25 protein-coding genes are annotated in these 23,555 nt (G+C 64.7%); 17 read left to right on the forward strand and 8 right to left on the reverse strand.

The genetic code is table 11. From position 1 onward, the window contains the following. Positions 1-90: 90 nt before the first annotated feature. From alr to HOP59_RS09005, 3 genes are all read left to right on the forward strand, one after another. Positions 91-1,209 (forward strand): alanine racemase, encoded by a 1,119-nt coding sequence (alr, locus tag HOP59_RS08995; protein ID WP_010627143.1) that lies wholly within the window; start codon positions 91-93, stop codon positions 1,207-1,209. 12 nt (positions 1,210-1,221) lie between these two features. Next, positions 1,222-2,136, forward strand: coding sequence for an LpxL/LpxP family Kdo(2)-lipid IV(A) lauroyl/palmitoleoyl acyltransferase (gene lpxL, locus HOP59_RS09000; RefSeq protein ID WP_010627144.1), 915 nt, complete (start codon positions 1,222-1,224; stop codon positions 2,134-2,136). Positions 2,137-2,310: 174 nt separating this feature from the next. Further along, positions 2,311-2,469 (forward strand): DUF1328 domain-containing protein, encoded by a 159-nt coding sequence (locus HOP59_RS09005; protein WP_010627145.1) that lies wholly within the window; start codon positions 2,311-2,313, stop codon positions 2,467-2,469. A 72-nt stretch (positions 2,470-2,541) separates the two neighbouring features. Here HOP59_RS09005 and ettA read toward each other — a convergent pair whose 3' ends face one another. The 4 genes from ettA to HOP59_RS09025 all read right to left on the reverse strand — a co-directional run bounded on the left by ettA (position 2,542) and on the right by HOP59_RS09025 (position 6,539). Then, positions 2,542-4,203: an energy-dependent translational throttle protein EttA gene (gene ettA / locus HOP59_RS09010; protein WP_010627146.1), complete on the reverse strand. Its 1,662-nt coding sequence runs from the start codon at positions 4,201-4,203 to the stop codon at positions 2,542-2,544. Positions 4,204-4,289: 86 nt separating this feature from the next. Next, positions 4,290-4,499, reverse strand: a complete 210-nt coding sequence (locus HOP59_RS09015) for a PA3496 family putative envelope integrity protein (RefSeq protein ID WP_010627147.1) — start codon at positions 4,497-4,499, stop codon at positions 4,290-4,292. Between the two features lie 182 nt (positions 4,500-4,681). Then, positions 4,682-5,116: a PAS domain S-box protein gene (locus tag HOP59_RS09020; RefSeq protein WP_010627148.1), complete on the reverse strand. Its 435-nt coding sequence runs from the start codon at positions 5,114-5,116 to the stop codon at positions 4,682-4,684. 109 nt (positions 5,117-5,225) lie between these two features. Further along, positions 5,226-6,539, reverse strand: a complete 1,314-nt coding sequence (locus tag HOP59_RS09025) for an MFS transporter (protein WP_010627149.1) — start codon at positions 6,537-6,539, stop codon at positions 5,226-5,228. 55 nt (positions 6,540-6,594) lie between these two features. On the opposite strand from HOP59_RS09025, the gene HOP59_RS09030 reads away from it, so the two are divergent. Together HOP59_RS09030 and HOP59_RS09035 are read left to right on the forward strand one after the other, a co-directional pair. Continuing rightward, a complete protein-coding gene (locus tag HOP59_RS09030) occupies positions 6,595-6,864 on the forward strand; it encodes an Rdx family protein (RefSeq protein WP_010627150.1) in 270 nt (89 codons plus the stop codon). 5 nt (positions 6,865-6,869) lie between these two features. Next, positions 6,870-7,784, forward strand: coding sequence for a DMT family transporter (locus tag HOP59_RS09035; RefSeq protein ID WP_010627151.1), 915 nt, complete (start codon positions 6,870-6,872; stop codon positions 7,782-7,784). On the opposite strand, the gene HOP59_RS09040 is transcribed toward HOP59_RS09035, so the two are convergent. The 3 genes from HOP59_RS09040 to HOP59_RS09050 form a co-directional block, all read right to left on the reverse strand. Then, the gene (locus tag HOP59_RS09040; protein ID WP_010627152.1) at positions 7,769-8,116 is read right to left on the reverse strand and encodes a type II toxin-antitoxin system RelE/ParE family toxin; all 348 of its coding nucleotides are present in this window, start codon (positions 8,114-8,116) and stop codon (positions 7,769-7,771) included. The genes HOP59_RS09035 and HOP59_RS09040 overlap by 16 nt on opposite strands. Beyond that, entirely contained in the window at positions 8,113-8,376 is a 264-nt protein-coding gene (locus HOP59_RS09045) for a type II toxin-antitoxin system Phd/YefM family antitoxin (RefSeq protein WP_010627153.1), read from the reverse strand. Before HOP59_RS09045 ends, HOP59_RS09040 begins: the two co-directional genes overlap by 4 nt. Before the next feature lie 66 nt (positions 8,377-8,442). Beyond that, the gene (locus HOP59_RS09050; protein ID WP_010627154.1) at positions 8,443-9,147 is read right to left on the reverse strand and encodes an arylesterase; all 705 of its coding nucleotides are present in this window, start codon (positions 9,145-9,147) and stop codon (positions 8,443-8,445) included. Between HOP59_RS09050 and HOP59_RS09055 the strand changes: the two genes are divergently transcribed. From HOP59_RS09055 to HOP59_RS09105, 11 genes are all read left to right on the forward strand, one after another. Further along, positions 9,146-9,898, forward strand: coding sequence for an ABC transporter ATP-binding protein (locus HOP59_RS09055; protein ID WP_010627155.1), 753 nt, complete (start codon positions 9,146-9,148; stop codon positions 9,896-9,898). The two genes, HOP59_RS09050 and HOP59_RS09055, sit on opposite strands and share 2 nt — an antisense overlap. Then, the gene (locus HOP59_RS09060; protein ID WP_234253647.1) at positions 9,895-12,495 is read left to right on the forward strand and encodes an ABC transporter permease; all 2,601 of its coding nucleotides are present in this window, start codon (positions 9,895-9,897) and stop codon (positions 12,493-12,495) included. Before HOP59_RS09055 ends, HOP59_RS09060 begins: the two co-directional genes overlap by 4 nt. A gap of 146 nt (positions 12,496-12,641) precedes the next feature. Next, the gene (locus tag HOP59_RS09065; protein ID WP_010627158.1) at positions 12,642-14,060 is read left to right on the forward strand and encodes a hypothetical protein; all 1,419 of its coding nucleotides are present in this window, start codon (positions 12,642-12,644) and stop codon (positions 14,058-14,060) included. Between the two features lie 345 nt (positions 14,061-14,405). Continuing rightward, positions 14,406-15,671, forward strand: coding sequence for a serine hydroxymethyltransferase (glyA, locus tag HOP59_RS09070; RefSeq protein WP_010627159.1), 1,266 nt, complete (start codon positions 14,406-14,408; stop codon positions 15,669-15,671). 179 nt (positions 15,672-15,850) lie between these two features. Beyond that, a complete protein-coding gene (locus tag HOP59_RS09075; protein WP_010627160.1) occupies positions 15,851-17,260 on the forward strand; it encodes an MBL fold metallo-hydrolase RNA specificity domain-containing protein in 1,410 nt (469 codons plus the stop codon). Between the two features lie 238 nt (positions 17,261-17,498). Further along, complete coding sequence (locus HOP59_RS09080) at positions 17,499-17,981, forward strand: DsrE family protein (protein ID WP_234253649.1); 483 nt, start codon at positions 17,499-17,501, stop codon at positions 17,979-17,981. 22 nt (positions 17,982-18,003) lie between these two features. Next, positions 18,004-18,195 (forward strand): YgaP family membrane protein, encoded by a 192-nt coding sequence (locus tag HOP59_RS09085; RefSeq protein WP_010627162.1) that lies wholly within the window; start codon positions 18,004-18,006, stop codon positions 18,193-18,195. Positions 18,196-18,381: 186 nt separating this feature from the next. Then, positions 18,382-19,248, forward strand: coding sequence for an MBL fold metallo-hydrolase (locus HOP59_RS09090; protein WP_010627163.1), 867 nt, complete (start codon positions 18,382-18,384; stop codon positions 19,246-19,248). Positions 19,249-19,258: 10 nt separating this feature from the next. Continuing rightward, complete coding sequence (locus tag HOP59_RS09095) at positions 19,259-21,058, forward strand: SulP family inorganic anion transporter (protein WP_010627164.1); 1,800 nt, start codon at positions 19,259-19,261, stop codon at positions 21,056-21,058. Beyond that, positions 21,028-21,522 carry a YeeE/YedE family protein gene (locus HOP59_RS09100; protein ID WP_234253927.1) on the forward strand — a complete coding sequence of 165 codons (495 nt, stop codon included), beginning with the start codon at positions 21,028-21,030 and terminating at the stop codon, positions 21,520-21,522. The genes HOP59_RS09095 and HOP59_RS09100 overlap by 31 nt, the downstream gene beginning before the upstream one ends. After that, a complete protein-coding gene (locus tag HOP59_RS09105; protein ID WP_010627166.1) occupies positions 21,519-21,932 on the forward strand; it encodes a DUF6691 family protein in 414 nt (137 codons plus the stop codon). The genes HOP59_RS09100 and HOP59_RS09105 overlap by 4 nt, the downstream gene beginning before the upstream one ends. Before the next feature lie 54 nt (positions 21,933-21,986). On the opposite strand, the gene dsbG is transcribed toward HOP59_RS09105, so the two are convergent. After that, the gene (gene dsbG / locus HOP59_RS09110) at positions 21,987-22,742 is read right to left on the reverse strand and encodes a thiol:disulfide interchange protein DsbG (protein WP_010627167.1); all 756 of its coding nucleotides are present in this window, start codon (positions 22,740-22,742) and stop codon (positions 21,987-21,989) included. 195 nt (positions 22,743-22,937) lie between these two features. Between dsbG and HOP59_RS09115 the strand changes: the two genes are divergently transcribed. Then, complete coding sequence (locus tag HOP59_RS09115) at positions 22,938-23,474, forward strand: copper chaperone PCu(A)C (protein WP_234253651.1); 537 nt, start codon at positions 22,938-22,940, stop codon at positions 23,472-23,474. Positions 23,475-23,555: the final 81 nt, after the last annotated feature.

The raw sequence follows: 23,555 nt of genomic DNA on the forward strand, positions 1-23,555 counted from the left end.
AGAACCACCGAGTAATCGGTGGTTTCTTTCGTGAAGCGGCTTGAGTTATGAAAGATAATACTGCGCTGTTCCCTATCAGCGGAGGTTGCCATGGCCAGGCCCCTGGTCGCAGACATCGATCTTGACGCCCTGCGTCACAATTATGCCCTGGCTCGTGAACTGGCCGGTGAGAGCCGGGCTCTGGCGGTGATCAAGGCCGATGCCTACGGCCATGGCGCCGTGGCATGTGCCCGCGCGCTCGAGTCGCTGCCCGAAGGCAAGCGTCCGCCCGCCTTTGCCGTGGCCTGCCTAGAGGAGGCCGAGGCCTTGCGCCTGGGTGGCATCGAGTCGCCCATCGTGCTGCTCGAAGGTATTTTCGAGGCGGCGGAGCTGGCCCGCGTCGAGGCGCTCGGCCTGTGGATGGCGGTGCACAGCGAATGGCAGCTCCAGACCTTGCTGGAGCATCGTCCGGCCCGGCCGATCCCGGTCTGGGTCAAGGTCGACTCCGGCATGCACCGGTTGGGCTTTGCCCCCGGGCAGGTGGAGTCGGTGTGGCAGCGCCTGGCGGCAGCCCCCGAGTGCGCCACCGGCCTGCAGCTGATGAGCCATTTCGCCACCGCCGACGCCATCGATGCCGGCTACTTCGAGACCCAACTGGAACGCATGCGAGACCTGGCGCAGCGCCTGGAGGCACCGCTGTGTCTGGCCAACTCCCCGGCCACCCTGGCCTGGCCGCAGTCCCATGGCAGTTGGGTTCGTCCCGGGGTCATGCTGTACGGCAGCGATCCGCTGGAACGACCCAGCGAGGCCAGCCGCCAGCTGCAGCCGGTGATGACGCTGCGCTCCGAGATCATTGCCGTGCGCGACCTGGCAGTGGGGGAGCCGGTGGGCTACGCCGGGCGATGGCGGGCGCCGCGACCATCACGCATCGCGGTGGTGGCCTGCGGCTATGGCGACGGTTACGATCGGCATGCGGTCGACGGTACGCCGGTGCTGGTGGCCGGACAGCGCACGACGATTGCCGGCAAGGTGTCGATGGACATGCTGACGGTGGACGTGACCGACATCCCCGAGGCCGACATCGGCACCGAGGTGGTACTGTGGGGGCGCTCCCGTCATGGTGCGGTGCTCGGCGTCGATGAGGTGGCTCGCTATTGCGATACCATCAGCTATACGCTGTTGACCGGTATTCTGCCGCGAGTTCCCCGGCGCTATTCGCGGCTCGACTGAACGGAATCCTGCATGTCCAAACGCAACTGGCCCGACTCCTACGCCCATCCCCGCTTCTGGCCTGCATGGCTGGCCATCGGTGCCATGCGGGTGGGGGCCTGGCTGCCATGGCGGCTCAAGCTCGCCATCGGCAGGGCGCTCGGTCTATTGGCCTGGGCCGCAGTGCCGCGCCGTCGCCATATCGTCGACACCAACCTGAAGCTCTGTTTCCCCGAGCTTGGCGATGCCGAGCGTGCCAAGCTGGTGCGTGAGACCTTCGAGGCCAATGGCATCGGCATTCTCGAGACTGCAACGGGCTGGTGTCGCGACCCCAAGCATCTGCGCCATCGTGTGACCTACAAGGGCCGCCATCATCTGGATGCGGCCTACGCCAAGGGCAAGGGCGTGCTGGTGGTGGGCATCCACTTCTCGACGCTGGACCTGGGCGGTGCGCTGCACTCGCTCTACTTCCCTTCCGACGTGGTCTACCGGCCGCACAACAACCCGCTGTTCGATCGTTTCATGACCCGCGCGCGCAGTCGCATCTTCGGCGAAGCCATCGATCGCCATGACCTGCGCGGGGTAGTACGGCGCATCAAGGCCGGGCACATCGTGTGGTATTCGCCGGACCAGGATTTCGGCCGCGACGTCAGCGTGTTCGCTCCGCTTTTCGGCATCGAAGCGGCAACCATTCGCCTGACCGCCAAGATCGCGCGAATGACCGGAGCGCCGGTGGTGCCGCTAATGTTTCACCGCAACCCGGATGATCGCACCTATACCATCGAGTGCCACCCGGCGCTGGAGGATTTCCCCAGTGGCGATGAAGTGCGTGATGCCAGGCAGGTCAACGCCTTCATCGAGCGGGCGATCGGCAAGCACCCGGAGCAGTACATGTGGCTGCATCGGCGTTTCAAGACGCGCCCGGAGGGCGAGCCGGAGCTCTACTGAGCCCGGCAGGCACGAGCCGACAAGCGGCAGTTTCGTACGGTGATGTAGCAGAACCATAACAAGGCGTCACCGGTGGTAACTTGACGCTTCGGTGAGTTCACGCAAGGCTTAAAGGCACCTGATAGGGAAACTGCGCCGAAGGAAATTGGCGCTAAACGAGTCAAGGAGGTCCATATGCTCGGCAATGCCATGCTGTTTCTGATCATCGCCATCATTGCGGGGGTGCTGGGTTTCACCGGCATCGCCGGTGCGGCGACGACCATCGCTCAGATCCTGTTCTTCCTGTTCATCGTGTTGTTCATCGTCTCGCTGATCACCGGGCGAAAACCGTAGCCTTGCCATCTTGGCAAACGCAACGAGGCCCCGCATGGCGGGGCCTCGTTGCGTTTGTGGCATCCGGCGAGATCAGGCGTCGATGCGCTTGTACTTCATCCTGTGCGGGGTGTCGTTACCGACCCGCTTGCGGTGATCCGCTTCGTAGTCGGTGTAGTTGCCCTCGAAGAACTCCACGTGGGAGTCGCCCTCGAACGCCAGAATGTGGGTGGCGATGCGGTCGAGGAACCAGCGATCGTGGGAGATCACCAGAGCGCAGCCGGGGAAGGCGAGCAGCGCCTCTTCCAGTGCGCGCAGGGTCTCGATGTCGAGATCGTTGGACGGTTCGTCGAGCAGCAGTACGTTGGCGCCCTGCTTCAGGGTCTGGGCCAGCTGCAGACGGCCGCGTTCACCGCCGGAGAGGTCCTTCAGGAACTTCTGCTGGTCGTTGCCCTTGAAGTTGAAGCGGCCAACATAGGCGCGTGAGGAGACCTCGTAGCCATTGATGTTGAGGATGTCCTGGCCGTCGGAGACCGCTTCCCACACCGTCTGCTTGTCTTCGAGGGCGTCGCGCAGCTGTTCCACGTAGGCGATGTCGACGGTCTCGCCGATCACCACCTCGCCGCTATCGGGCTGCTCCTTGCCGGTAATCAGCTTGAACAGGGTCGATTTGCCGGCGCCGTTGCCGCCGATGATGCCGACGATGGCCCCCTTGGGTACGGTGAAGGTGAGATCCTCGTAGAGCAGCTTGTCCTCGAAGCGCTTGGACACGCCGTGGAACTCGATCACCTTGTCGCCCAGGCGCGGGCCGGGCGGAATGTAGATCTCATTGGTCTCGTTGCGCTTCTGGAAGTCGCCCGACTGCATCTCCTCGAAGCGGTTGAGGCGCGCCTTGCTCTTGGCCTGACGCCCCTTGGCGTTGCTGCGCACCCACTCCAGCTCGTGCTTGATCGCCTTCTGGCGTGAGGCTTCCTGCTTGGCCTCCTGCTCCAGTCGCTTCTCCTTCGATTCCAGCCACTGGGAGTAGTTGCCCTCGAAGGGGATGCCGTGGCCGCGGTCGAGCTCGAGAATCCAGCCGGCCACGTTGTCGAGGAAGTAGCGGTCGTGGGTGATGGCTACCACGGTACCGGGGTAATCGTGCAGGAAGCGCTCGAGCCAGGCGACCGATTCGGCGTCCAGGTGGTTGGTGGGCTCGTCGAGCAGCAGCATGTCGGGGCTGGAGAGTAGCAACCGGCACAGGGCCACGCGACGGCGCTCACCACCAGAGAGGTGGCCGACACGGGCGTCCCAGGGCGGCAGGCGCAGCGCCTCGGCGGCGACTTCCAGCTTGCGCTCGAGGTTGTGCGCGTCGGCGGCCTCGATGATGTTCTCCAGGCGCGCCTGCTCGGCGGCCAGGGCATCGAAGTCGGCATCCGGCTCGGCGTAGGCGGCGTAAACGGCGTCCAGCTTGGTCTGCGCCTCCTTGATCTCGCCCAGCGCCTCCTCCACGGTCTCGCGCACGCTCTTGTCGTCGTCGAGCTGGGGCTCCTGGGGCAGATAGCCGATGTTGATGCCGGGCATGGGGCGCGCTTCGCCTTCATGCTCCTTGTCTACTCCGGCCATGATGCGCAGCAGGGTCGATTTGCCGGCACCGTTCAGGCCCAGCACGCCGATCTTGGCGCCCGGGAAGAAGGATAGGGAGATGTCCTTGAGGATCTGCTTCTTGGGCGGAACGACCTTGCCCACCCGATTCATGGTGAAGACGTATTGCGCCATGGAATTCCACTGGAGTTGAGGGGTTCAGTGGCCACGATGATAGTGGTCGGGCAGGGCAAAGGCCAGTGTCGCTGCGATGGGGGTGTCTACTCTTCTTCTTCCTCGTCGAGCAGCATCCAGTCGTCTTCGATGACGCGCTTGAGGCGGCGCTCTTCCAACAGGGCCTCGACGCGGCGTCGGGCACGCAGGGTATCGGCACGGCTGGAGGCGCGAGGACGCACATAGTCGTCGTCGTTCACCGCTTCGAGGAAGTCGTCGTCGTCGTGAGTGTCGTTGACAAGGGGTTCATGGCTCATGCGAAGTCCTCCCATGGCCCAGTGTCGACCGCGCTGCGATCGACGTATCGCACATCCGCTTCGCGTCCGAAGCGACGGACCTGAAGCGCCATCGGTGCCAAAGATCGGCACCTGACGGCTATATATATCCGGAAGGAGCCGAGAGCAAGCTTAATCGCGATTTTTTTCTTTGCGCCTGCAGGTTACGAGAGGCCGTGCTCGGCCTTGATTCGTTCCAACTCCCGCTGCGCCTCGACGCGCTCCGTGACGTCCTTCTGTACACCGATGTAGTAGGTCAGGTTGTCGTCGGCATCGTAGACGGGGGTGATCGACAGCTCGTTCCAGAACAGGGTGCCGTCCTTGCGGTAGTTGCGCAGCACCTCCCGGCACGGCCGGCCCTCGGCCAGCGCTTTGCGGATGTTGTCCAGCGCCGGCTGGTCGCGGTCGTCGTTCTGCAGGAAGCGGCAGTCCTGGTACAGGATCTCGTCCGCGCTGTAGCCGGTGAGCCGCTCGAAGCCCTTGTTGACGTAAATGAGAATGTTCTCGTCACCTTCCTGTTCGGCGACCACGATGCCGTCCTCGGAGGCGTCGACGATTCGCTCGAGCAGTTCGGGGCTGATCAATGGGGTTCGTTTCATTCCAGGCATTCCTGTCTCGGGCTTGGCGGTTACCGATCGTGTCTATTACCAAATGTCACTATGCTACACCATGGCCAGCCGGCGCCAGATTGACAACGTCTACTGAACTTTACTCGACATCCGGCAGGCGTGCAGCGGAGGTGGCGGCTCCCAGCGCCATCACGGCCAGTACCACCAGCAGCCAGTCGGTACCCAGCCACTGGGCCAGCACACCCGTCATGCCACCGACAAAAAGCATCAGCACACCGGTGATGGTATTGGAAAGCGCGACGTAGAGTGCCCGTTTGTCCTGGCCTGCCATGTCGACCAGGTAGGTCTTGCGGCCCAGGCGCACCCCGGCGTGGACGACGACAAGCAGAGCATAAACCAGGGCATAGGGCCATACCTGGGTGGTCCACTCTCCCGGCAGCCAGGCGATGCCGGCGCCGAGCAGACAGCAGGCCGCAGCGCCCAGGCCGGTGTCGCGCAGCACGCTGCGACTGGAGGTGTCGGAGCGCTTGCCCCACACCGGGCTTGCCAGCATGCCGGCGAGGCCCGAGACCACGATCAGCAGGCCCAGCCCGCCAAGCTCGGCGCCGCTCTGCTGCTGACCGAGCAACGCTACATAGGGCAGTGCCAGGGCGCTGGCCAGCAGCAGCGCACGTGAGATATTGAAGTGCAGGAAGTTGCGGTCCTCACGCATCAGATGCAGCCCCAGTTTGATGCTGCTCCAGGCGTTCTCGCCGCCCTCCACGGCGCCCGGCACCTCGGCGATGCGGGCCGCGCACAGGGCATTGACGGCCCAGCCCAGCGCGGCGACGCCTAGCAGTGCCGCCAGGGCCAGTTCGCCGGGGCGATCTTCGAACAGCATCAACACGCCGCCGGCAGCCAGGGTGACGGCCCCGGCCACGCTGCCGCTCCAGCCCAGCAGGTTGCCGCGGCGCTGCTTGGCGATGGTCTTGCCCAGCACGTCCTTGGTGGCGATGGACGAGAGCCCGCGGGCCAGCGAAAGTGCCACCAGCGTGATCAGTACCAGGGCGCCGCCGAGCCCGCCCTGGCCGAACAGGGCGAGCAGCGCGAGTGTCACCGCCGCCAAGGCCTGGAGGCAGCCGCCGACGACCCAGGCCCACTTGCGCTGCGGCTTGAGACGAATGAAGCCGGCGACGAACAGCTGCGGCAGCAGGGCCCCCGCTTCGCGGATCGGCACCAGCAGCCCGACCATCCACAGCGGGGCGCCGATCACGCCGAGCAGCCAGGGTAGCACCAGGCGGGCGCTGGAGAGTTCGTCTGCCAGCTTGTTGCCCAAGGAGGCGAACAGGTGCAGGAAAAAATTGCGTGGCTGCTCGTCGCAGGCCTCGTCGGCGATGTCCTTGCACATGCGGCTGTCTTCATCGCCCGTCAACCACTCGTACAGTCGCGACTGGCTGATCTCGCGCTCGCTCATTCCGGCTCCTCGGCTGCTATCATTCCGGTTCCATTGTTGCGACAGGGTGGTCCGCATGTCACGCATCCGCATCCATTACTGCACCCAGTGTCAGTGGCTGCTGCGCAGCGCCTGGCTGGCCCAGGAGCTGCTCTCCACCTTTGGCGAGGAGCTGGAAGAGGTCGCCCTTGTGCCCTCCCACGGGGGCTATTTCGAGATCTTCTTTGATGACGAGTCGCTTTGGGAGCGCAAGCGCGACGGCGGCTTCCCCGACAGCAAGCAGCTCAAGCAGCGGGTACGCGACAGACTCGACCCCGGGCGGGACCTGGGGCATATCGATAGATGAAAACCATGGCCAGTGCGGCAATGCCGAATCAGGACCGCCAGGCGATTCTGTTCGGCCTGGGCGCCGTGGCGCTGTGGTCGACGGTGGCCACCGCCTTCAAGGTGGCGCTGGGCTACATGTCGCCGCTGGAGCTGATGTGGCTGGCATCTGCAGTGTCGTGGTTGCTGATGGGCGTGCTGGTGATGCGTCAGGGGCTGCTCGGCCAGGCCCTGCGCCGCGGCTGGCGCACCGCCGCCTGGGCCGGGTTGATGAACCCGGTGGCCTACTATCTGGTGCTGTTCGGTGCCTATGCCCGCCTGCCGGGCCAGGAGGCCATGGCGCTCAACTACACCTGGGCGTTGGCCATGGCCTTTCTCGCCGTACCCATCCTCGGCCAGCGGCTGACCCGCACCGACGTGGCGGCAGGGCTGATAGCCTATGCTGGGGTGTGGGTGATCGCCACGCGAGGGCAGGTGCTCGACGTGGCCTTTGCCGATCCGCTGGGCGTGGGGCTGGCGCTGGGCTCGACGCTGTTGTGGGCGCTTTACTGGCTGCTCAACGTGCGCGACGCCCGCCCACCGCTGGTGGCCCAGTGGCAGAACTTCAGCGTCGGCCTGCCGGTGCTCACGCTGCTGATGCTGCTGGGGCCCGGCTTCACCTGGCACGGCTGGGCGGCGCTGGGCGCCGGGGTCTACGTCGGCCTGTTCGAGATGGGCATCGCCTTCGTGCTGTGGCAGCTGGCCATGCATCGGGTGTCGCGTACGGCGCGGGTCTCCAACCTGATCTTCCTGTCGCCGCCGGTCTCTCTGCTGCTGCTCTATTTGGTGGTGGGCGAGCCGATCCTGCTCTCCACTCTGGTCGGGCTGGTGCTGATCCTTGGTGGCCTGGGGTTACAGCAATGGCAGAAGGCACCGCGGGCAGCGGCTCAGGAGAGCAGCTGATATTCGAACAGCAGTTGCTTGAAGTCCTGGCGCTGATGGGCGAAGAGATAGACTGACACCTGCTCCTGCTCGGGCCAGAAGCGATAGATGACCCGGTAGCCGTCGATCAGCAGCTCACGGTAGTGGCCGATGCCCAGCTCCAGGGCCAGGCAGCAGACAGGATAGGTATGGGGATGGGTCGAGAGCCGTTCGAGACAGGTCGTGACGAGGTTTCGTGAAATTGTCTCGACACGCGGCAACGGGAGCTCGAGTTTGTCGAGCAGGAAGTTCTCGCAGGTTTCCAGGCTGAGTTCTGCCGTGGCTTCGAAGACCACTCGCAGCGGCGTTGTCATAATGATTCGCCACGGCGTGCCTCGTGCCTGGTCTCGAGCCGCGCCATGAACTCCTCGGCGCTCATGGTCTTGCCTTCCTCACGGCTCTTCTCGCCCAGGCTCAGCAGCTTGAGCAAGGCAATAGCCTGCTCGCGGCGCTCGTGGGCGGCGTAGGACTCCACCACGTAGGTAGGCTTGCCCTTTTGCGTGATGACCAAGGGCTCCTCCACGTCGAGTGTGGCCGCATTCTGCTTGAGGTAGCTGATGGTCTCGGTGCGCATGAGTGCACTCCTGATAACATGATGGTGGTCCAAGAATAGTCCGCAAATGGACCGCCGGCTAGTCGCTCATTCCGCTGCCACTTCGGCCAGCTGCACGCCGTTGTTTTCCAGCATCGGTTCGAGGGCGGGCCAGACGTTGTCGAGTATGATGGGTTGGGCCTCGGCGGTGGGGTGGATGCCGTCGCTCTGCATCAGGCCATCTTCCAGCGCCACGCCTTCCAGCAGGAAAGGCACCAGTGGGGTATCGTAGGTATCGGCCAGACGGCTGAAGACGTCGGTGAAGGCGCGGCGGTAGGCCTGCCCGTAGTTGGGCGGAATGTCGATGCCGAGCAGCAGCACTTCGGCGCCGGCGGCCTGGCTGGCCTCGATCATGCCGGCCAGATTGGCCTCCATCTGGGTCGGCGGCAGGCCGCGCAGACCGTCGTTGCCGCCCAGCTCGAGCAGAACGATGTCCGGGTCGTGCTGTCCGAGTAGCTCGGGGAGCCGGCTGGCACCGCCGCCGCTGGTCTCTCCGCTGATGCTGGCATTGACGACCCGCGCGCTGCCGTCGAGCCGCTCCTCGAGCAGGGTGACCCAGCCGGCCTCCTGCTCGAAGCCATAGGCTGTGCTCAGGCTGTCACCTATTACCAGCAGGACCGGACGCTCGGCTGCCAGGGCCGGAGCAGTGACCAGTGCCAGGGCGAACAGCGCGCTACCGGCAAGGCCAGCGCCGCAGGAACGCCAGCGCGCCAGCCAGACGCCTACCAGACCAAAGGGAAAGACTTTCACCATGACCGACTCCTTGACTCGAGATGCTGTTTCGCTTGCCGCCGCTTCCGGGCGTGACGCCAAACCGATTCTACATGCTCGTCAGCTGAGCAAGCAGGTGACGAGTGGCGAACGGCGGCTCACCATTCTGAGTGGTCTGGAGCTCGAAGTGTTCCCCGGCGAGAGCGTGGCGATCCTCGGCCAGAGTGGCGCAGGCAAGTCGACCCTGCTTGGCCTGCTGGCGGGGTTGGACGAGCCGAGCGGCGGCGAGCTCGAACTATTCGGCGAGACGCTCGGCAAGCTCGATGAAGATGGCCGCGCCCGGCTGCGTGCCGGCCGGGTCGGCTTCGTGTTCCAGAACTTCCAGCTGCTGCCGACCTTGACGGCGCTGGAGAACGTGCTGCTGCCATTGGAGCTCTCGCCGCTTCCCGACGCCGGGGCCCGGGCCCGCGATTGGCTCACCCGCGTCGGTCTGGGTGAGCGCATGGAGCATCTGCCCAAGCAGCTTTCCGGCGGCGAACAGCAGCGGGTTGCGCTGGCCCGGGCCTTTGTCACCGGCGCCGAGCTGGTGTTCGCCGACGAACCCACGGGCAACCTGGATCAAGCCACCGGGGCGCGCATCATCGACCTGCTGTTCCAGCTCAACCGCGAAGCCGGCACCACCCTGGTACTGGTGACTCACGACCATGCGCTGGCGGCGCGCTGCGATCGTAGCCTGCGTCTGGAGGAGGGGCAGCTGATCGAACTATTGCGCGATGAAGAGGTGGGCGCATGAGCCGAGCCTCTACCCAGGCCGAGGGCGCCAACCTGCTGCGCCTCTCCGCCCGCGGCCTGCTGCGCGATCTGCGCGCCAGCGACGTGCGTGCGCTGTTCGTCGCTCTGGCGCTGGCGGTGGCCGCCTCGACCATGATCGGCTTCTTTCTCGACCGCCTCGACCGTGGTTTGACCCGTCAGGCCGGTCAGCTGCTGGGCGGCGATCTGGTACTCGAGCAGGGCCGCCCCTTCAGCCAGGAGCTGCGCCAGACCCTGGAAGAGGCCGGCATGACGCTGAGCGACCAGGTCGACATGGTGACCATGGTCAGCTTCGGCGACGCCTTCCAGCCGGCCAGTCTCAAGGCCGTGGACAGCATCTACCCCCACTACGGCGAGGTCTACGTCGACCGCGGCGAGGGTCTCGAGACGGTCGGCCACGGCCCCGCTCCGGGGGAAGCCTGGGTGGCGCCGCGCCTGGCGCTGCTGCTGGAGGCGGAGCTGGGCGACCGCATTCAAGTGGGCGAGGGCGAGCTGACGTTGACCGGACTGGTCGAGCGCGAGCCGGACCAGTCCGCCGGCTTCGGCAACTTCAACCCGCGGTTGATGGTCCATCTCGACGACCTCGAGGCCACCAACCTGGTGCAGCCGGGAGCGCGGGTGGAATTCGAGCTGCTTGCCGCCGGCCTGCCCCAGGCGCTGGATCAACTGGCGCCGCTGCTCGAGCGCCTGCGTCGTGACGGCGTCGAGGTGCGCGACGTGCGCCGCGACCGACCGGGCCTCGGCAACGCCCTGGAGCGTGCCGAGCGCTACCTGAGCCTGGCCGGTCTTGCCGCGGTGCTGCTGGCCGGGGTGGCGGTGGCCATGGCCACGCGCCGCTATGTGGAGCGGCATCTGGATACCGCGGCGCTGCTGCGCTGCTTCGGGGCCACTCAGCGCGATCTCACCTGGCTCTTCGCCCTGCAGCTGCTGTGGCTGGCGCTGGCGGCATCGCTGCTCGGGGCGCTGCTGGGCCTGGTCGGTCAGGCCGCGCTGCTGGCGCTGCTCACGGCCTTCCTGCCGCTGACTCTGCCGCCGCCGGGCTGGCTGCCGCTGTGGCTCGGTGTGCTGACGGCGCTGGCGGTGCTGGTCGGCTTTGCCGGCCCCACGCTGCTGCGCTTGAAACGGGTCAGCGCGCTCAAGGTGCTGCGCCGCGAGCTCGACCCGCTGCCGGCCGCAGCCTGGCTGGTGGTGCTGGTGGCCAGCCTGGTGTTCGGCGGTCTGCTGTGGCTCTACTCCGGCGACTTCGGCCTGGCGGCTTCGCTGCTGGTCGGCGGGCTGGTCATGCTGGTGGTGCTGTGGAGTCTGGGCGGTCTGTTGCTCGGCCTGGTACTGCGCGTTGCCGCACGTCTGCCCCAGGGGGGCGGCAAGGGAGCGGAGTTGAGCCAGGCCCTGCGCCTGGGCGGGCGCCAGCTGGCGCGGCGGCGTTCCGCCAGCCTGGGGCAACTGCTCGCCTTCTCGGTGACCTTCTTCGCCATGGCCATGATCGCCATGGTGCGGGGCGACCTGCTCACCACCTGGCAGGACCAGTTGCCCGAGGATGCACCCAACTACTTCGCCATCAACATCCAGCCCGCCGAGCGCGAGGCATTCATCGAGGCCCTTGAGGCCAACGCCGACGACCGCACCGCGCTCTACCCGATGGTGCGTGGGCGGCTTACCGAGATCAACGGTGAGTCGGCCCGTGACGCCGTGCCGGTGGAGTCCCGCGGTGACGGCTCGCTGCGTCGTGAACTCAATCTCACCTGGCAGGCCGAGCTGCCCGAGGGCAACCGGATGGTAGCCGGCCAGTGGTTCGATACGCTTGCGGAGGCCTCACCCAACGGCTGGCTGGGCGAGGTGGATGCCGAGCCGGCGCAGAGCGTGGTGCCGATCTCGCTGGAGGATGGGCTGGCCGAGCGCCTGGGCCTGTCGCTGGGCGATCGCCTGACCTTCACCATCGGCGGCGAGGAGATCGTCGGTGAGGTGGCGAGCCTGCGCAACCTGGACTGGGACAGCTTCCGGCCCAACTTCTTCGTCATCTTCCCACCCGGGGTGCTGGAGCGCTTCGGCCACAGCTTCATCACCGCATTCCATCTGGAGGCGGGGCAGGGCGAGACGCTGCGCCAACTGGTGCAGCGCTTCCCCGGAGTGTCGCTGCTCAACATCGACGCCATCCTGGCCCAGGTGCGTGACGTCGTTGCCCAGGTGACCCGGGCGGTGGAGCTGGTGCTGGCCTTCGTGCTGCTGGCCGGGGTGAGCGTGCTCTACGCCTCCTTGACGGCCAGTCGTCCGGCGCGGGCTCACGAAAGCGGCCTGCTGCGGGTGTTCGGCGCCGGCCAGAGCCTGATTTCCCGTGTGCAGGGAGCCGAGTTCGCCATTCTCGGCTTGGCCAGCGGGCTGATGGGCGCGCTGCTGGCCGAGCTGGCTACTGCCGGCATCTATATCGCCTGGTTCGATCTGGCACCGCGCCTTCACCTATGGCTTTGGATCGTGCTGCCCTTGGGTGGCGCGGCGCTGATCGGTGCCATCGGGCATGTCCTGTCGCGGGGCCTGCGCAAGCAGGCCCCGGCGGCAAGCCTGGGGCCGCTGGGAGAGGCCTGATGCCTCCGCCGCGACGTTGAAACGCCCGCGGCGATGTTTGAGCGCTGCACTGCATGAATGCGGTTACACTATGTAAACGCGAATGTGGTGCGGCGTGCCTTGCCACCTTCCTATCCGACCGATGCAGTGCACAGGAGGTGGCATCGATGAAGCTTTACCGACCCCGATCGATCGGCCTGAAGCAGGCCCTTGTCTTCGTTGCGCTCTTCGGCGCCCATGGTGTCGCGATGGCGGACGCAGAGCGCTTCGAAGCCGACCTGCGCGCGCTGTTCAGCGAAGGCGGAACGCTTTCCATCGGCGATGTCTCGAGCGCCATGCTGCGTTCACGGCTCACCGCCGAGGATATCGTGTTCGAGGCCGAGGAGGGCGAGCGGCTGCTGATCGACCGTTATATCGTCAGTGGGGACTACGACGCCCCCACCGATGTCACGCTCGAAGGCCTGCGTATCGAGGACAGCCTCACCGAACTGACCCTGATGAGTGTCGAGCGCATCGTGCTCGGTGAGCCGTCGCAGGCGGTGTTTCCGCTGCATGATGATGCGCTGACGCCCGAGCAGGTGCGCCTGGGTAGCCTTGCCATCGACGGCATCGTGATCGAGCTTGCCTCGGAGCTTGCCGAGGAGATCTTCTTCGACACGCCGCTCAGCAGCGGCCATGGTCGCATGACCATCGACAAGCTGCGCGGCGAGTCGCTCTCCCATGAGGCGATCGGCATGCTGGAGATCTCCGGCATGGCTGGCGTTTTCGATGAACTGGAAGAGCTCGGCTCCGGGTCGTTCACGCTGCGTTCGCTGCGCCTGGAGGGGCTGACCGGGATCGATAAAGAGGGCGAGGAGAAATTGGCCTCGCTGGTGCTGCGTGATCTGGCCGTGGAGTCTCCCGAGCTGGTCGCTCGTCTGGCCCTGTTCGATCTCGACGGCAACTTCGACGACGGCAAGGGTGGAGTGCGTCTCGAGGGGTTGCACATGGATCTGGCGCGCATGATCGAGCTCGCTCCCGAGGATGAGCGCACCCAACTGCGCATGGTCAGCAACGTACTGACCGGCGGCAGCGGCGAGCTGCGCCTCGATGCCGCCTTGCTTGGCAGCTGGCAGGAGAAGGATGAACACAGCGTGCTGATCAGCGACAGCCAGATCGACATACACGATGCCTTGAGCCTGCTGCTCGACATCAATCTGCCGCTGCTGCTACCGCACGAGGTGACACCCAGCGATGCCTTCAGCAACATGGAGTGGCTCGAAGACGCCACCCTGCTGGGCGGTAACATTCACCTGAGCCTGGCCAACCAGGGCCTGTTCTCGCGCCTGGCCACGCTGGGGGCGGCCATGGAGGGCGTGACCGAGGCGCTGTACGTCGAGCAGGTGCGCACCCAGGCCCAGGGCTTCGGCATGATGTTCGGCCCCGAGATCCAGGCCATCCTGGTGGGATTGGTCGACCTGCTGGAGGGCAGTGCGCAGCACCTCGACGTGCGTGTGACCCTGCCGGCACAAAGCACCGTGACCAGCTATATGAGCGACCCGTTGGGGGTGCCGGGGAAGCTCAGTGTTAAGGTCGAAACTCGCTGAGGAAACGCTAACAAATGCCTGCGCGAGCGAATCGCTGCGTTGCGCGGTGCCGAAGCGTCGGACCGTCGAAATCCTCACCTATACCCCATAGGCTCCGGTCGACTCGCAGCCTTCGGCTTCTCGCCCCTTCGGGGCCAGCCTTCGGCTGTTTGTCGCTTCGCTCGGTACTGTGCTCCGTGCGCCTTACGCTTCATCTCGCTCGTCGATTTGACTAGCGTTCCCTTACTAGAGCTAAAGGAAGCATGAGAATTTCTGCACCAGCTCATGACGGCCTTTCAAGTGAAAGCCGCCATGGGCTGGGGTATCATGGCGCATCCCGATTTCCCCATGCGAGGTTTGCCGCCGATGTTCAGCCGTGACATGACGATTGCCGGTTTCGATGATGCCCTGTTCGATGCGATGCAGAAGGAGGTCGCACGCCAGGAAGCACACATCGAGCTGATCGCCTCCGAGAACTACGCCAGCCCGCGCGTTCTGGAAGCCCAGGGCAGCCAGCTGACCAACAAGTACGCGGAAGGCTACCCCGGCAAGCGCTACTACGGCGGCTGCGAGTACGTCGACATCGTCGAGCAACTGGCCATCGACTACGCCAAGCAGCTGTTCGCTGCCAGCTACGCCAACGTTCAGCCCCACTCCGGCTCCCAAGCCAACAGCGCCGTGTTCCAGGCGCTGGTCAAGCCGGGCGACACCGTACTGGGCATGAGCCTCGATGCCGGCGGTCACCTGACCCACGGCGCCAAGCCGAATTTCTCCGGCAAGCACTACAACGCCGTGCAGTACGGCATCGACGGCAGCGGCCGCATCGATTACGAGGAAGTGGCGCGTCTGGCCCGTGAGCACCAGCCCAAGATGATCATCGCCGGCTTCTCCGCCTACTCCCAGATCATCGACTGGGCCAAGTTCCGCGAGATTGCCGATGAAGTGGGCGCCTTCCTTCTGGTCGACATGGCCCACATCGCCGGCCTGGTGGCGGCCGGGGTCTATCCGAGCCCGCTGCCCCACGCCCATGTGGTCACTACCACCACCCACAAGACCCTGCGCGGCCCGCGCGGTGGCCTGATCCTTTCCGCCGAAGGCAACGAAGAGATCGAGAAGAAGCTGCAGTCGGCCGTGTTCCCCGGCGGTCAGGGTGGCCCGCTGGAGCACGTCATCGCCGCCAAGGCGGTGTGTTTCAAGGAGGCCATGGAGCCCGGCTTCAAGAGCTATCAGCAGCAGGTGGTCAAGAACGCCCAGACCATGGCCGGTGTGTTTATCGAGCGCGGCTACGACATCGTTTCCGGTGGCACCGAGGATCACCTGTTCCTGCTCTCGCTTATCAAGCAGGGCCTGACCGGCAAGGATGCTGACGCTGCCCTGGGCCGCGCCCACATCACCGTCAACAAGAATGCGGTGCCTGGCGATCCGCAGAGCCCGTTCGTGACCTCCGGTCTGCGCATCGGCACCCCGGCCGTGACCACCCGCGGCTTCGGTGAAGGTGAATGCCGCGAGCTGGCCGGCTGGATCTGCGACATCCTCGACGTCATGGCCAAGGGTGAGGATACTGCCGCCATCGAAGGCGAGGTGAAGGGCAAGGTGGAGGCCGTCTGCGCGCGCTTCCCGGTCTATCGCTGATACGCTGAACGACCTTTTCGGATAGTAGAGCCCCGCGCCGTCCAAGACGGCGCGGGGCTCTGCGTTTGTGCTGCGCTGGCTGCGCTAATCTTGACCCGTGCCGGTGTTTCGGCTCAGCCGGCGGGCTCGCCTTCCGTTATGCTTGAAGCAAGCAATGAACTTTGGTGGACCATACGCTTATGTCGACGTTGACGTTTCAAGGGGCTGTCGGTGAAGTCACCGGTTCCCGGTATCTCATCGAGATGGAAGGGACCGACCGTTCCTATCGTGTGTTGCTGGAGTGTGGGCTGCACCAGGGCGGCAAGAGTGCCGACGAGGCCAATGCCAAGCCATTCGGCAGCCTGGCGAGGCAGCTCGATGCCGTGGTCCTGTCCCACGGCCATCTGGATCATGCTGGGCTGCTGCCCAAACTGGTGCGGGAAGGCTACAGCGGCCCTATTCACTGCACACGCGGTACGCGGGACCTGCTCGAGATCATGCTCGAGGATGCCGCCTTCATCATGGCCAAGGACGTCGAGTGGGAAAACAAGTGGCGTAAGCGCAACGACAAGCCGCTGCTCGAGCCGCTGTACGAGTTGGCGGACGTGGAGCGCACACTGCAGCAGTGCAAGTCTCATGGGTATGGCCAGCCCATCCCGTTGCCGGGTGGAGCGACGCTGATATTTCGCGATGCCGGTCATATCCTCGGTTCGGCGATCGTCGAGCTGGCGGTGCCATCCGGCGGGCAGACCAAGCGGATCGTCTTTTCCGGCGACCTGGGAAACCCGAGCTCGGTACTCATGAAGGAGCCGGAAAAGCTCTTCGAAGCCGATGTGGTGCTGATGGAGAGCACCTACGGCGATCGCGACCACCGCCCCCTGGAAGAGACGCTCGAAGAGTTTGCCCAAGTGCTGGAGGAGGCCCACGCCAGCGGAGGTAACGTACTCATTCCCGCTTTCGCCGTGGGCCGAACCCAGGAGATCCTCTATCACCTCAGTGTGCTCTACCACGCGGGCCGATTGCGTCAGCAGATGGTGTTCCTCGATAGCCCCATGGCGATCAAGGTCACCGAACTCTACCACCGTGCCCGCAAGAGTCTTGATGCCGAAGACCTCAAGGTGCTCAACATCGCAGCCAGCGGCGATACTGGCCGTTACCTGCCGATCCTACGCATGACGCGCACGGTGGAGGAGTCCATGGCGATCAACCGCATTCACGGCGGGGCGATCATCATTGCCGGGGCGGGCATGTGCACCGGTGGACGTATCGTTCATCATTTCCGCTACAACCTCGAAAAACCCAACACCCGCCTGGTGATCGTCGGCTTCCAGGCGGCCGGCACGCTGGGGCGCCAGCTCGTAGACGGAGCCGAGAAGGTGCGTGTTCTCGGGCAGGAGCTTGCGGTGAAGGCGAAGGTGCACACCATTGGCGGCTTCTCCGCCCATGCTGGGCAGAGCCAACTGATCGGCTGGGCCGGTGCCTTCCGCGACAAGCCACGTTTCTACCTGGTGCATGGCGAGCCTGAAACCCAGCAGGTGCTCAAGCACGCCTTGGAGGAGAGCGGTATCGAAGCGCAAGTGCCGGGCTACGGCGACCGTATTCAGCTCTAGGAAAGCGCTTTCCCAGTTCACTGCATATTTCCATTACCAGGCCGCTGCGTGCGGCCTTTTTTCGTTCTGCTGAAGGCGCTGTCAGTACGGCATGGCAAGGCCGGGAGTCAGTAAAAAATTGATATGGGTCAATTATCCCTCTCTTTCCTCTTAAGAGATGAAGCTATTTAGGCTACGCTTTGATTGAATCTTGGTTATTAAAATATTCCATTTTGTTATTAAAAATTTGAGGCGAGCGATGATCAGAACGAGCTTCTTCCTGGCCGCAGGAGCCTTGATCGGGTTGTCTGGTGCAGTGTCGGCCGACGGTTCCAGCGGGGCTGACGCTGAGCATGGTGCTGCCGCCGATCGAGCCTTGGTGATCCTTACCAGCGAGTCCCTGCAAACCCAAGGCATGGCAATGATTCTTGCCAATGCCATGCAGCAGCAAGGCACCGAGTTGTCGCTTCTGCTCTGCGATGCTGCCGGCGACCTTGCGGCCAGGAGCTACGCCAGCTCCGCGCCGATCAATACCCCACCAGAGAACCCGGCGGGACAGGTGACCCCGGAGGGGATTCTGCAAATGCTGGTCAATCAGGGGGCCCAGGTCGATGTATGCGCCATCTACCTGCCCAACAGCGACTATGCCCAAAGCGACCTGCGCGAAGGCATCGGCGTGGCGGCTCCAGGCCGCATTGCCGAAATGATGCGTGACTTGAGTATTCCGGTATTCAGCTTCTGAACCATGACAGTGAGGTGAAGACATGAAGAGCAACGTTGGCGGTATCGACAAGGTGGCGCGCATCGTCGTCGGTGCGGTGCTGATCGGTCTGGCCTTGACCGGGAGCATCGGCGCCTGGGGTTGGATTGGCGTGGTGCCGTTGGCAACCGGGTTGTTCAATTTCTGCCCGGCCTACCAACTGCTTGGCATCAATACCTGCAAGCTGAAGAAGTGACGCCATCGACACGCTCATGGCGAGGTCCATCGCGTCAGCGTTTGGCCTCGCTTGGGTGTCTGCATCGCTGATCGTCATGGATTTTGTGTCGCAGGCTTTATATAACAAAAAAGCCTAATAATATAACTAGATTTGATGTATGCTGTCATCATACCCGGCAATGACGTACAGCGGAGGAATGGCCCCATGTCCAAGCCGATCGTGACCCACTTCTTCGACGAGCCCACCAACACTTTCAGCTATGTGGTGAGGGAGCCAGGCAGCAGCGCCTGTGCCATCATCGATTCGGTGCTCGACTTCGATTACGCCGCGGGACGCACCGACACCCGCTCGGCGGATGCCATCATTGCATTCATCTGCCGGGAAGGGCTGAACGTGGAATGGATCCTCGAGACCCACGTCCACGCCGATCACCTCTCTGCCGCTCCCTACCTGCACGAGAAACTGGGCGGCAGGACCGGTATCGGTGCCAGGATCACCGTGGTGCAGGAGGTCTTCGGCAAGGTCTTCAACGCCGGCACCGAGTTCGCCCGCGACGGCAGTCAGTTCGACTGCCTCTTCGAGGAAGGTGATACCTTCGCCATCGGCAATATGGAAGGACGGGTGCTGCATACGCCGGGCCATACGCCGGCTTGCCTCACCTATGTGATCGGCGATGCCGCCTTCGTCGGCGACACCCTGTTCATGCCCGACTATGGCACCGCCCGCTGTGACTTTCCCGGTGGCGATGCCCGCACCCTTTATCGCTCGATCCAGAAGGTGCTGGCGCTGCCGGACGAAACGCGCCTCTTTCTCTGCCATGACTACAAGACGCCGGATCGCGAGCAGTATCAGCACGAGACCACGGTGGCCGAGCAGCGTGCGCATAACGTTCACGTGCGTGAGGGGATCAGCGAGGAAGCGTTCGTCCACATGCGCACCGAGCGTGACGCCACCCTCGACATGCCGCGCCTGATCCTACCCTCGGTTCAGGTCAACATGCGTGCCGGTCACATGCCGCCCCCGGAGGACAACGGCCAGGTCTATCTCAAGGTGCCGATCGACAAGTTCTGAGGCGCGTCGCGTGAATCCCAAGCGCTACCTTCCCATCCTGCAGTGGTTGCCCGGCTACGGTCGGGCGACCTTGGGCAGCGACCTGCTGGCGGCGGTGATCGTCACCGTCATGTTGATCCCGCAGTCGCTGGCCTACGCCATGCTGGCCGGACTGCCGCCGGAGGTGGGGCTCTATGCCAGCATCGCGCCGCTGGTGATCTACGCCGTCTTCGGCACCAGCCGCACCCTGGCGGTGGGGCCGGTAGCGGTGGTGTCGCTGATGACGGCAGCGGCGGTGGGGCAGGTGGCCCCCCAGGGCACGCCGGAGTATCTCGGTGCTGCTCTGGTGCTGGCACTGATGTCGGGGCTCGTCCTGACCCTGATGGGCGTGGCCAGGTTAGGCTTTCTGGCCAACTTCTTGAGCCACCCTGTGATCTCGGGGTTCATCACCGCCACCGGTCTGCTCATTGCGGCCAGTCAGCTGGGGCACGTGCTGGGCGTGGCGGCCAAAGGACACAATCTGCTCGACTGGCTGAACAGCCTGGCCGTTGGTCTCGGCGACCTACACCTGCCAACGCTGACAGTCGGCTTTTCCGTGCTGGTATTCCTATATGCCGCCAGGCGTTGGCTCAAGCCGGGCCTCGAGCGTGCAGGCATGCCGCCGCGACCGGCGGAGACGTTGACCAAGGCCGCGCCAATCATCGCCGTGGCGGTAACGACACTGGCGAGCTGGTGGCTGGGGCTGAATGCCAAGGGCGTTGCCGTGGTGGGCACGGTACCTGCGGGCCTGCCGCCGCTGACCCTGCCGGCTTTCGATAGCGGTCTGTGGAGTCAGTTGTGGGTGGCGGCGCTGTTGATCAGCATCATCGGCTTCGTCGAGTCGGTATCGGTGGGTCAGACCCTTGCCGCCAAGCGGCGGCAGCGTATCGACCCCGACCAGGAGCTCATCGGGTTGGGAACCTCGAACATCGCCGCTTCCTTCACCGGCGGTATGCCTGTTACCGGCGGCTTCGCCCGTTCGGTCGTGAATTTCGACGCCGGCGCCCAGACGCCCGCGGCAGGCGCTTTCACGGCGTTAGGCATCGCCGCGGCGGCATTGCTGTTGACGCCGCTGATCGCTCATCTGCCGATTGCGACCCTGGCGGCTACCATCATCGTGGCAGTGCTGTCTCTGGTGGATGTTGCCGCCATTCGCAGGAACTGGGAGTATTCCCGCTGCGATGCCATGGCCATGCTCGTCACCATCGGCTTGACGCTCGGTGTGGGGGTCGAGACAGGCATCCTGGCAGGCGTGGGGCTCTCGCTGGCGCTGCATCTCTACTATACGAGCCGTCCTCACAGTGCCGTGGTAGGACGCGTTCCGGGTACCGAGCACTTCCGCAACGTGGAACGGCATCAGGTCGAAACCGACGCTGAGTTGGCCATTCTGCGGGTCGACGAGAGTCTCTATTTCGCCAACTCGCGCTACCTCGAGGACACGGTCATGGCGCTGGCTGCACGTCAGCCTGGGCTGCGGCATATCGTGCTGACCTGTCAGGCAGTGAACGTCATCGACGCCTCGGCCCTGGAAAGTCTCGAGGTGATCAATGCCCGCCTGCGCGATGCCGAGGTCAGGCTGCATCTGGCGGAGGTGAAGGGGCCGGTGATGGATCGACTGCAGCATACCCGCTTCTGTCGTGAGCTGACCGGTCAGGTTTACCTGAGCACTTTTGACGCCTGGCGCTCGCTGCGTGGTGAAGACGCTGTGCCGGGGCTCTCCTGTGGCAGCGTCGGTCCGGTGAGCGCAGGACAACCCAAGCCATTGATCAACGACGACACACGAAGGAGCTAGAGATGGATTGGACGGCAGGTCTGCAGGGGCTGGCAGGGGGTGTGCTGATCGGCCTATCGGCCGTATGGCTGATGGCAACGCTGGGCCGCATCGCCGGCATCAGCGGCATCGTCGGGAGCCTGGTGACGACGCTGCCTAAGGGGGATAGCGCCTGGCGCGTGGCCTTCATGCTAGGCCTGGTCAGCGGCCCGCTGCTGCTCATGCTGTCGGGCGGTGGGCTGGGCAATGTGGCCGGTGCGCCCGGAGAAGTGGTCGGTCCGCCCGCCGGTGGGGTGGGGCTGATGCTGGTGGCGGGGCTGCTGGTGGGCGTGGGCACCGGTCTGGGCAGTGGCTGCACCAGCGGTCACGGTGTTTGTGGCCTGGCTCGGCTGTCGCCGCGCTCGCTGGTGGCCACGCTGACCTTCCTGATCTGCGCCATCGTCACCGTCTATGTCGTACGGCACGTGCTCGGAGGTGGCGCATGAAGACGCTCATGGGTTATATCGCCGGGCTGATGTTCGGCCTGGGCCTGGCACTTGCCGGCATGACCGATCCCGCCCGCGTGCTCGGCTTTCTCGATATCTTCGGTGCCTGGGACCCCACGCTGATGTTCGTGCTGGGGGGCGCCGTGGTGACGACCTTCGTTGGTTACCGGCTGGTATTTCGCCGGGAGCGGCCGATGCTCGGCGAGACCTTCCAGTTGCCGACCCGCCAGGACCTGGACACACGGCTGATCGGTGGTGCCGCCCTGTTCGGCGTCGGCTGGGGGCTTTCCGGCTACTGCCCCGGACCGGCCATCGCCGCCATTGCCGGGCTCACCGCGCCGCTGTTCGCCATGCTCGTGGCCATGGTAGCGGGCTGGTTCCTGGCCCGGGCGCTACCCGCTCGAGGGTGATTCAAGTGGCGACCCCGCGCTGCGTCAGCGGGGTCGTCCTGTCGTCGCAATGGTTCAGGGGGCCTCGCCGCCCATCATCTCGTGCAACCTCGCCTCATTCGGCATGCCGTCTACACGCTGCAGCCGCCCCTCGTGGCGATAGACCGTGGTCGGGGTGGCATAAAGCCCGAGCTCGTCGAACAGCTGATTGTTGCGATACACCTTATCCTCGATATGGCGGGGCTGGGCCGAGGGAGCCACGCTGTCGCCGCCGCTGTGGTCGTGCAAGGCGGCCTCGGGATCCTCGGCGCCCAGCAGGGCGGAAGCCTTGGCCGGGCTGTCCGGTTGCATGATACCCACCATGACGTGGCGCAGCTGAACCTCACCGGCCTCGACCCAGGGGCGGGCCTGCTCCCAGAACTGTCGGCAGTAGGGACAGTTGGGGTCGGTGAAGGTGTACAGCACGCGAGGCGCGTCTTCCTGACCGTCCTGAATCCAGTGGCTCTGCTCCAGCTGCTGCCAGACCTGGCCCTCCTGAGGGGCTCTGACCAGCTCGTCTAGGGGAGCCTCGGAGAGATCGTTGCCCTCGGCATCGATCATGGTACCGACGATGGCATGTTGGCCATCGGCCGTGACGTATACGGTCATCTCGCGACCCTGATGGCTGGCGGCATAGCCGGCTAGTCCGCCGGGCGCCTCGAATTCGCCGTGAATCTCGAGTCCTTCCTCGACCAAGGCCTGAACCGGGCCAGGCCATTCGTCGGCATGCACCGCCGAGACGACAGCCAGGGGGGCCAGGGTGGCCATGAGCAGCGTGAAGCGAAGTGCCATGTGGGGTTCCTTGGGTGGATTTACTTCGGATGAAGCGTCTCTGCGATGGACTCCCGCAACGAGCGCAGGTTCATCTTGCCGCTGGGAAGCCGAGCGTGTCGGGTTGACGCATCCGGTCTCCTGACGCACGACATCGTAGTAAGCTGTTTGCCTGATTCCCTGGCGCACGCCAACGATACAACAAGGAGTTTCATTATGGTGCTGGTCCGTTCACTCTTGCTCACTGCCGGCCTGTCGCTGGTGTCATTGACGGCCCTTGCCGAGTCGCTGCTCGTCGAAGAGGCCCAGGTACGCGCCGTGCCCCCCGGCTCGCAGGCCTCGGCTGCCTTCATGACGCTGCGTAACCCAGGGGAGCAGGACGTGACCCTGGTCGAGGCAGACTCGCCCGCTGCCGAGGTCATGGAACTGCACAACCACGAAGACGTCGATGGTGTGATGCAGATGCGCAAGGTCACCGAGATCGTCGTGCCTGCAGGCGAGTCGGTCGCGCTGGCACCCGGTGGCTTGCACCTGATGCTGATCGGGCTGACTGCTCCGCTGGTGGAGGGGGAGCCCGTCGAGATCGAGCTGCGCTTCGACACGGGTGAGTCCCAGCAGATCACGGCGCCCGTCAAGCGTATCGAGGTGAGTGCTGAGGGGCATCACGGCCATGGTGATGCTCACGACCACGACCACGACCACGACCATGACCACGACCATGATCATGATCATGGAGAAGGGCACCGTCACTGACGCCGAATCGAGCGCCCGGCATGCCGGCTTGACCTGTGTGCTGGGCGATCAGCGGGGGAGTGGGTACAATATCGGGTCAAT

The sequence above is a fragment of the Billgrantia aerodenitrificans genome (genome assembly GCF_021404405.1).
Taxonomy (GTDB): domain Bacteria; phylum Pseudomonadota; class Gammaproteobacteria; order Pseudomonadales; family Halomonadaceae; genus Halomonas; species Halomonas aerodenitrificans.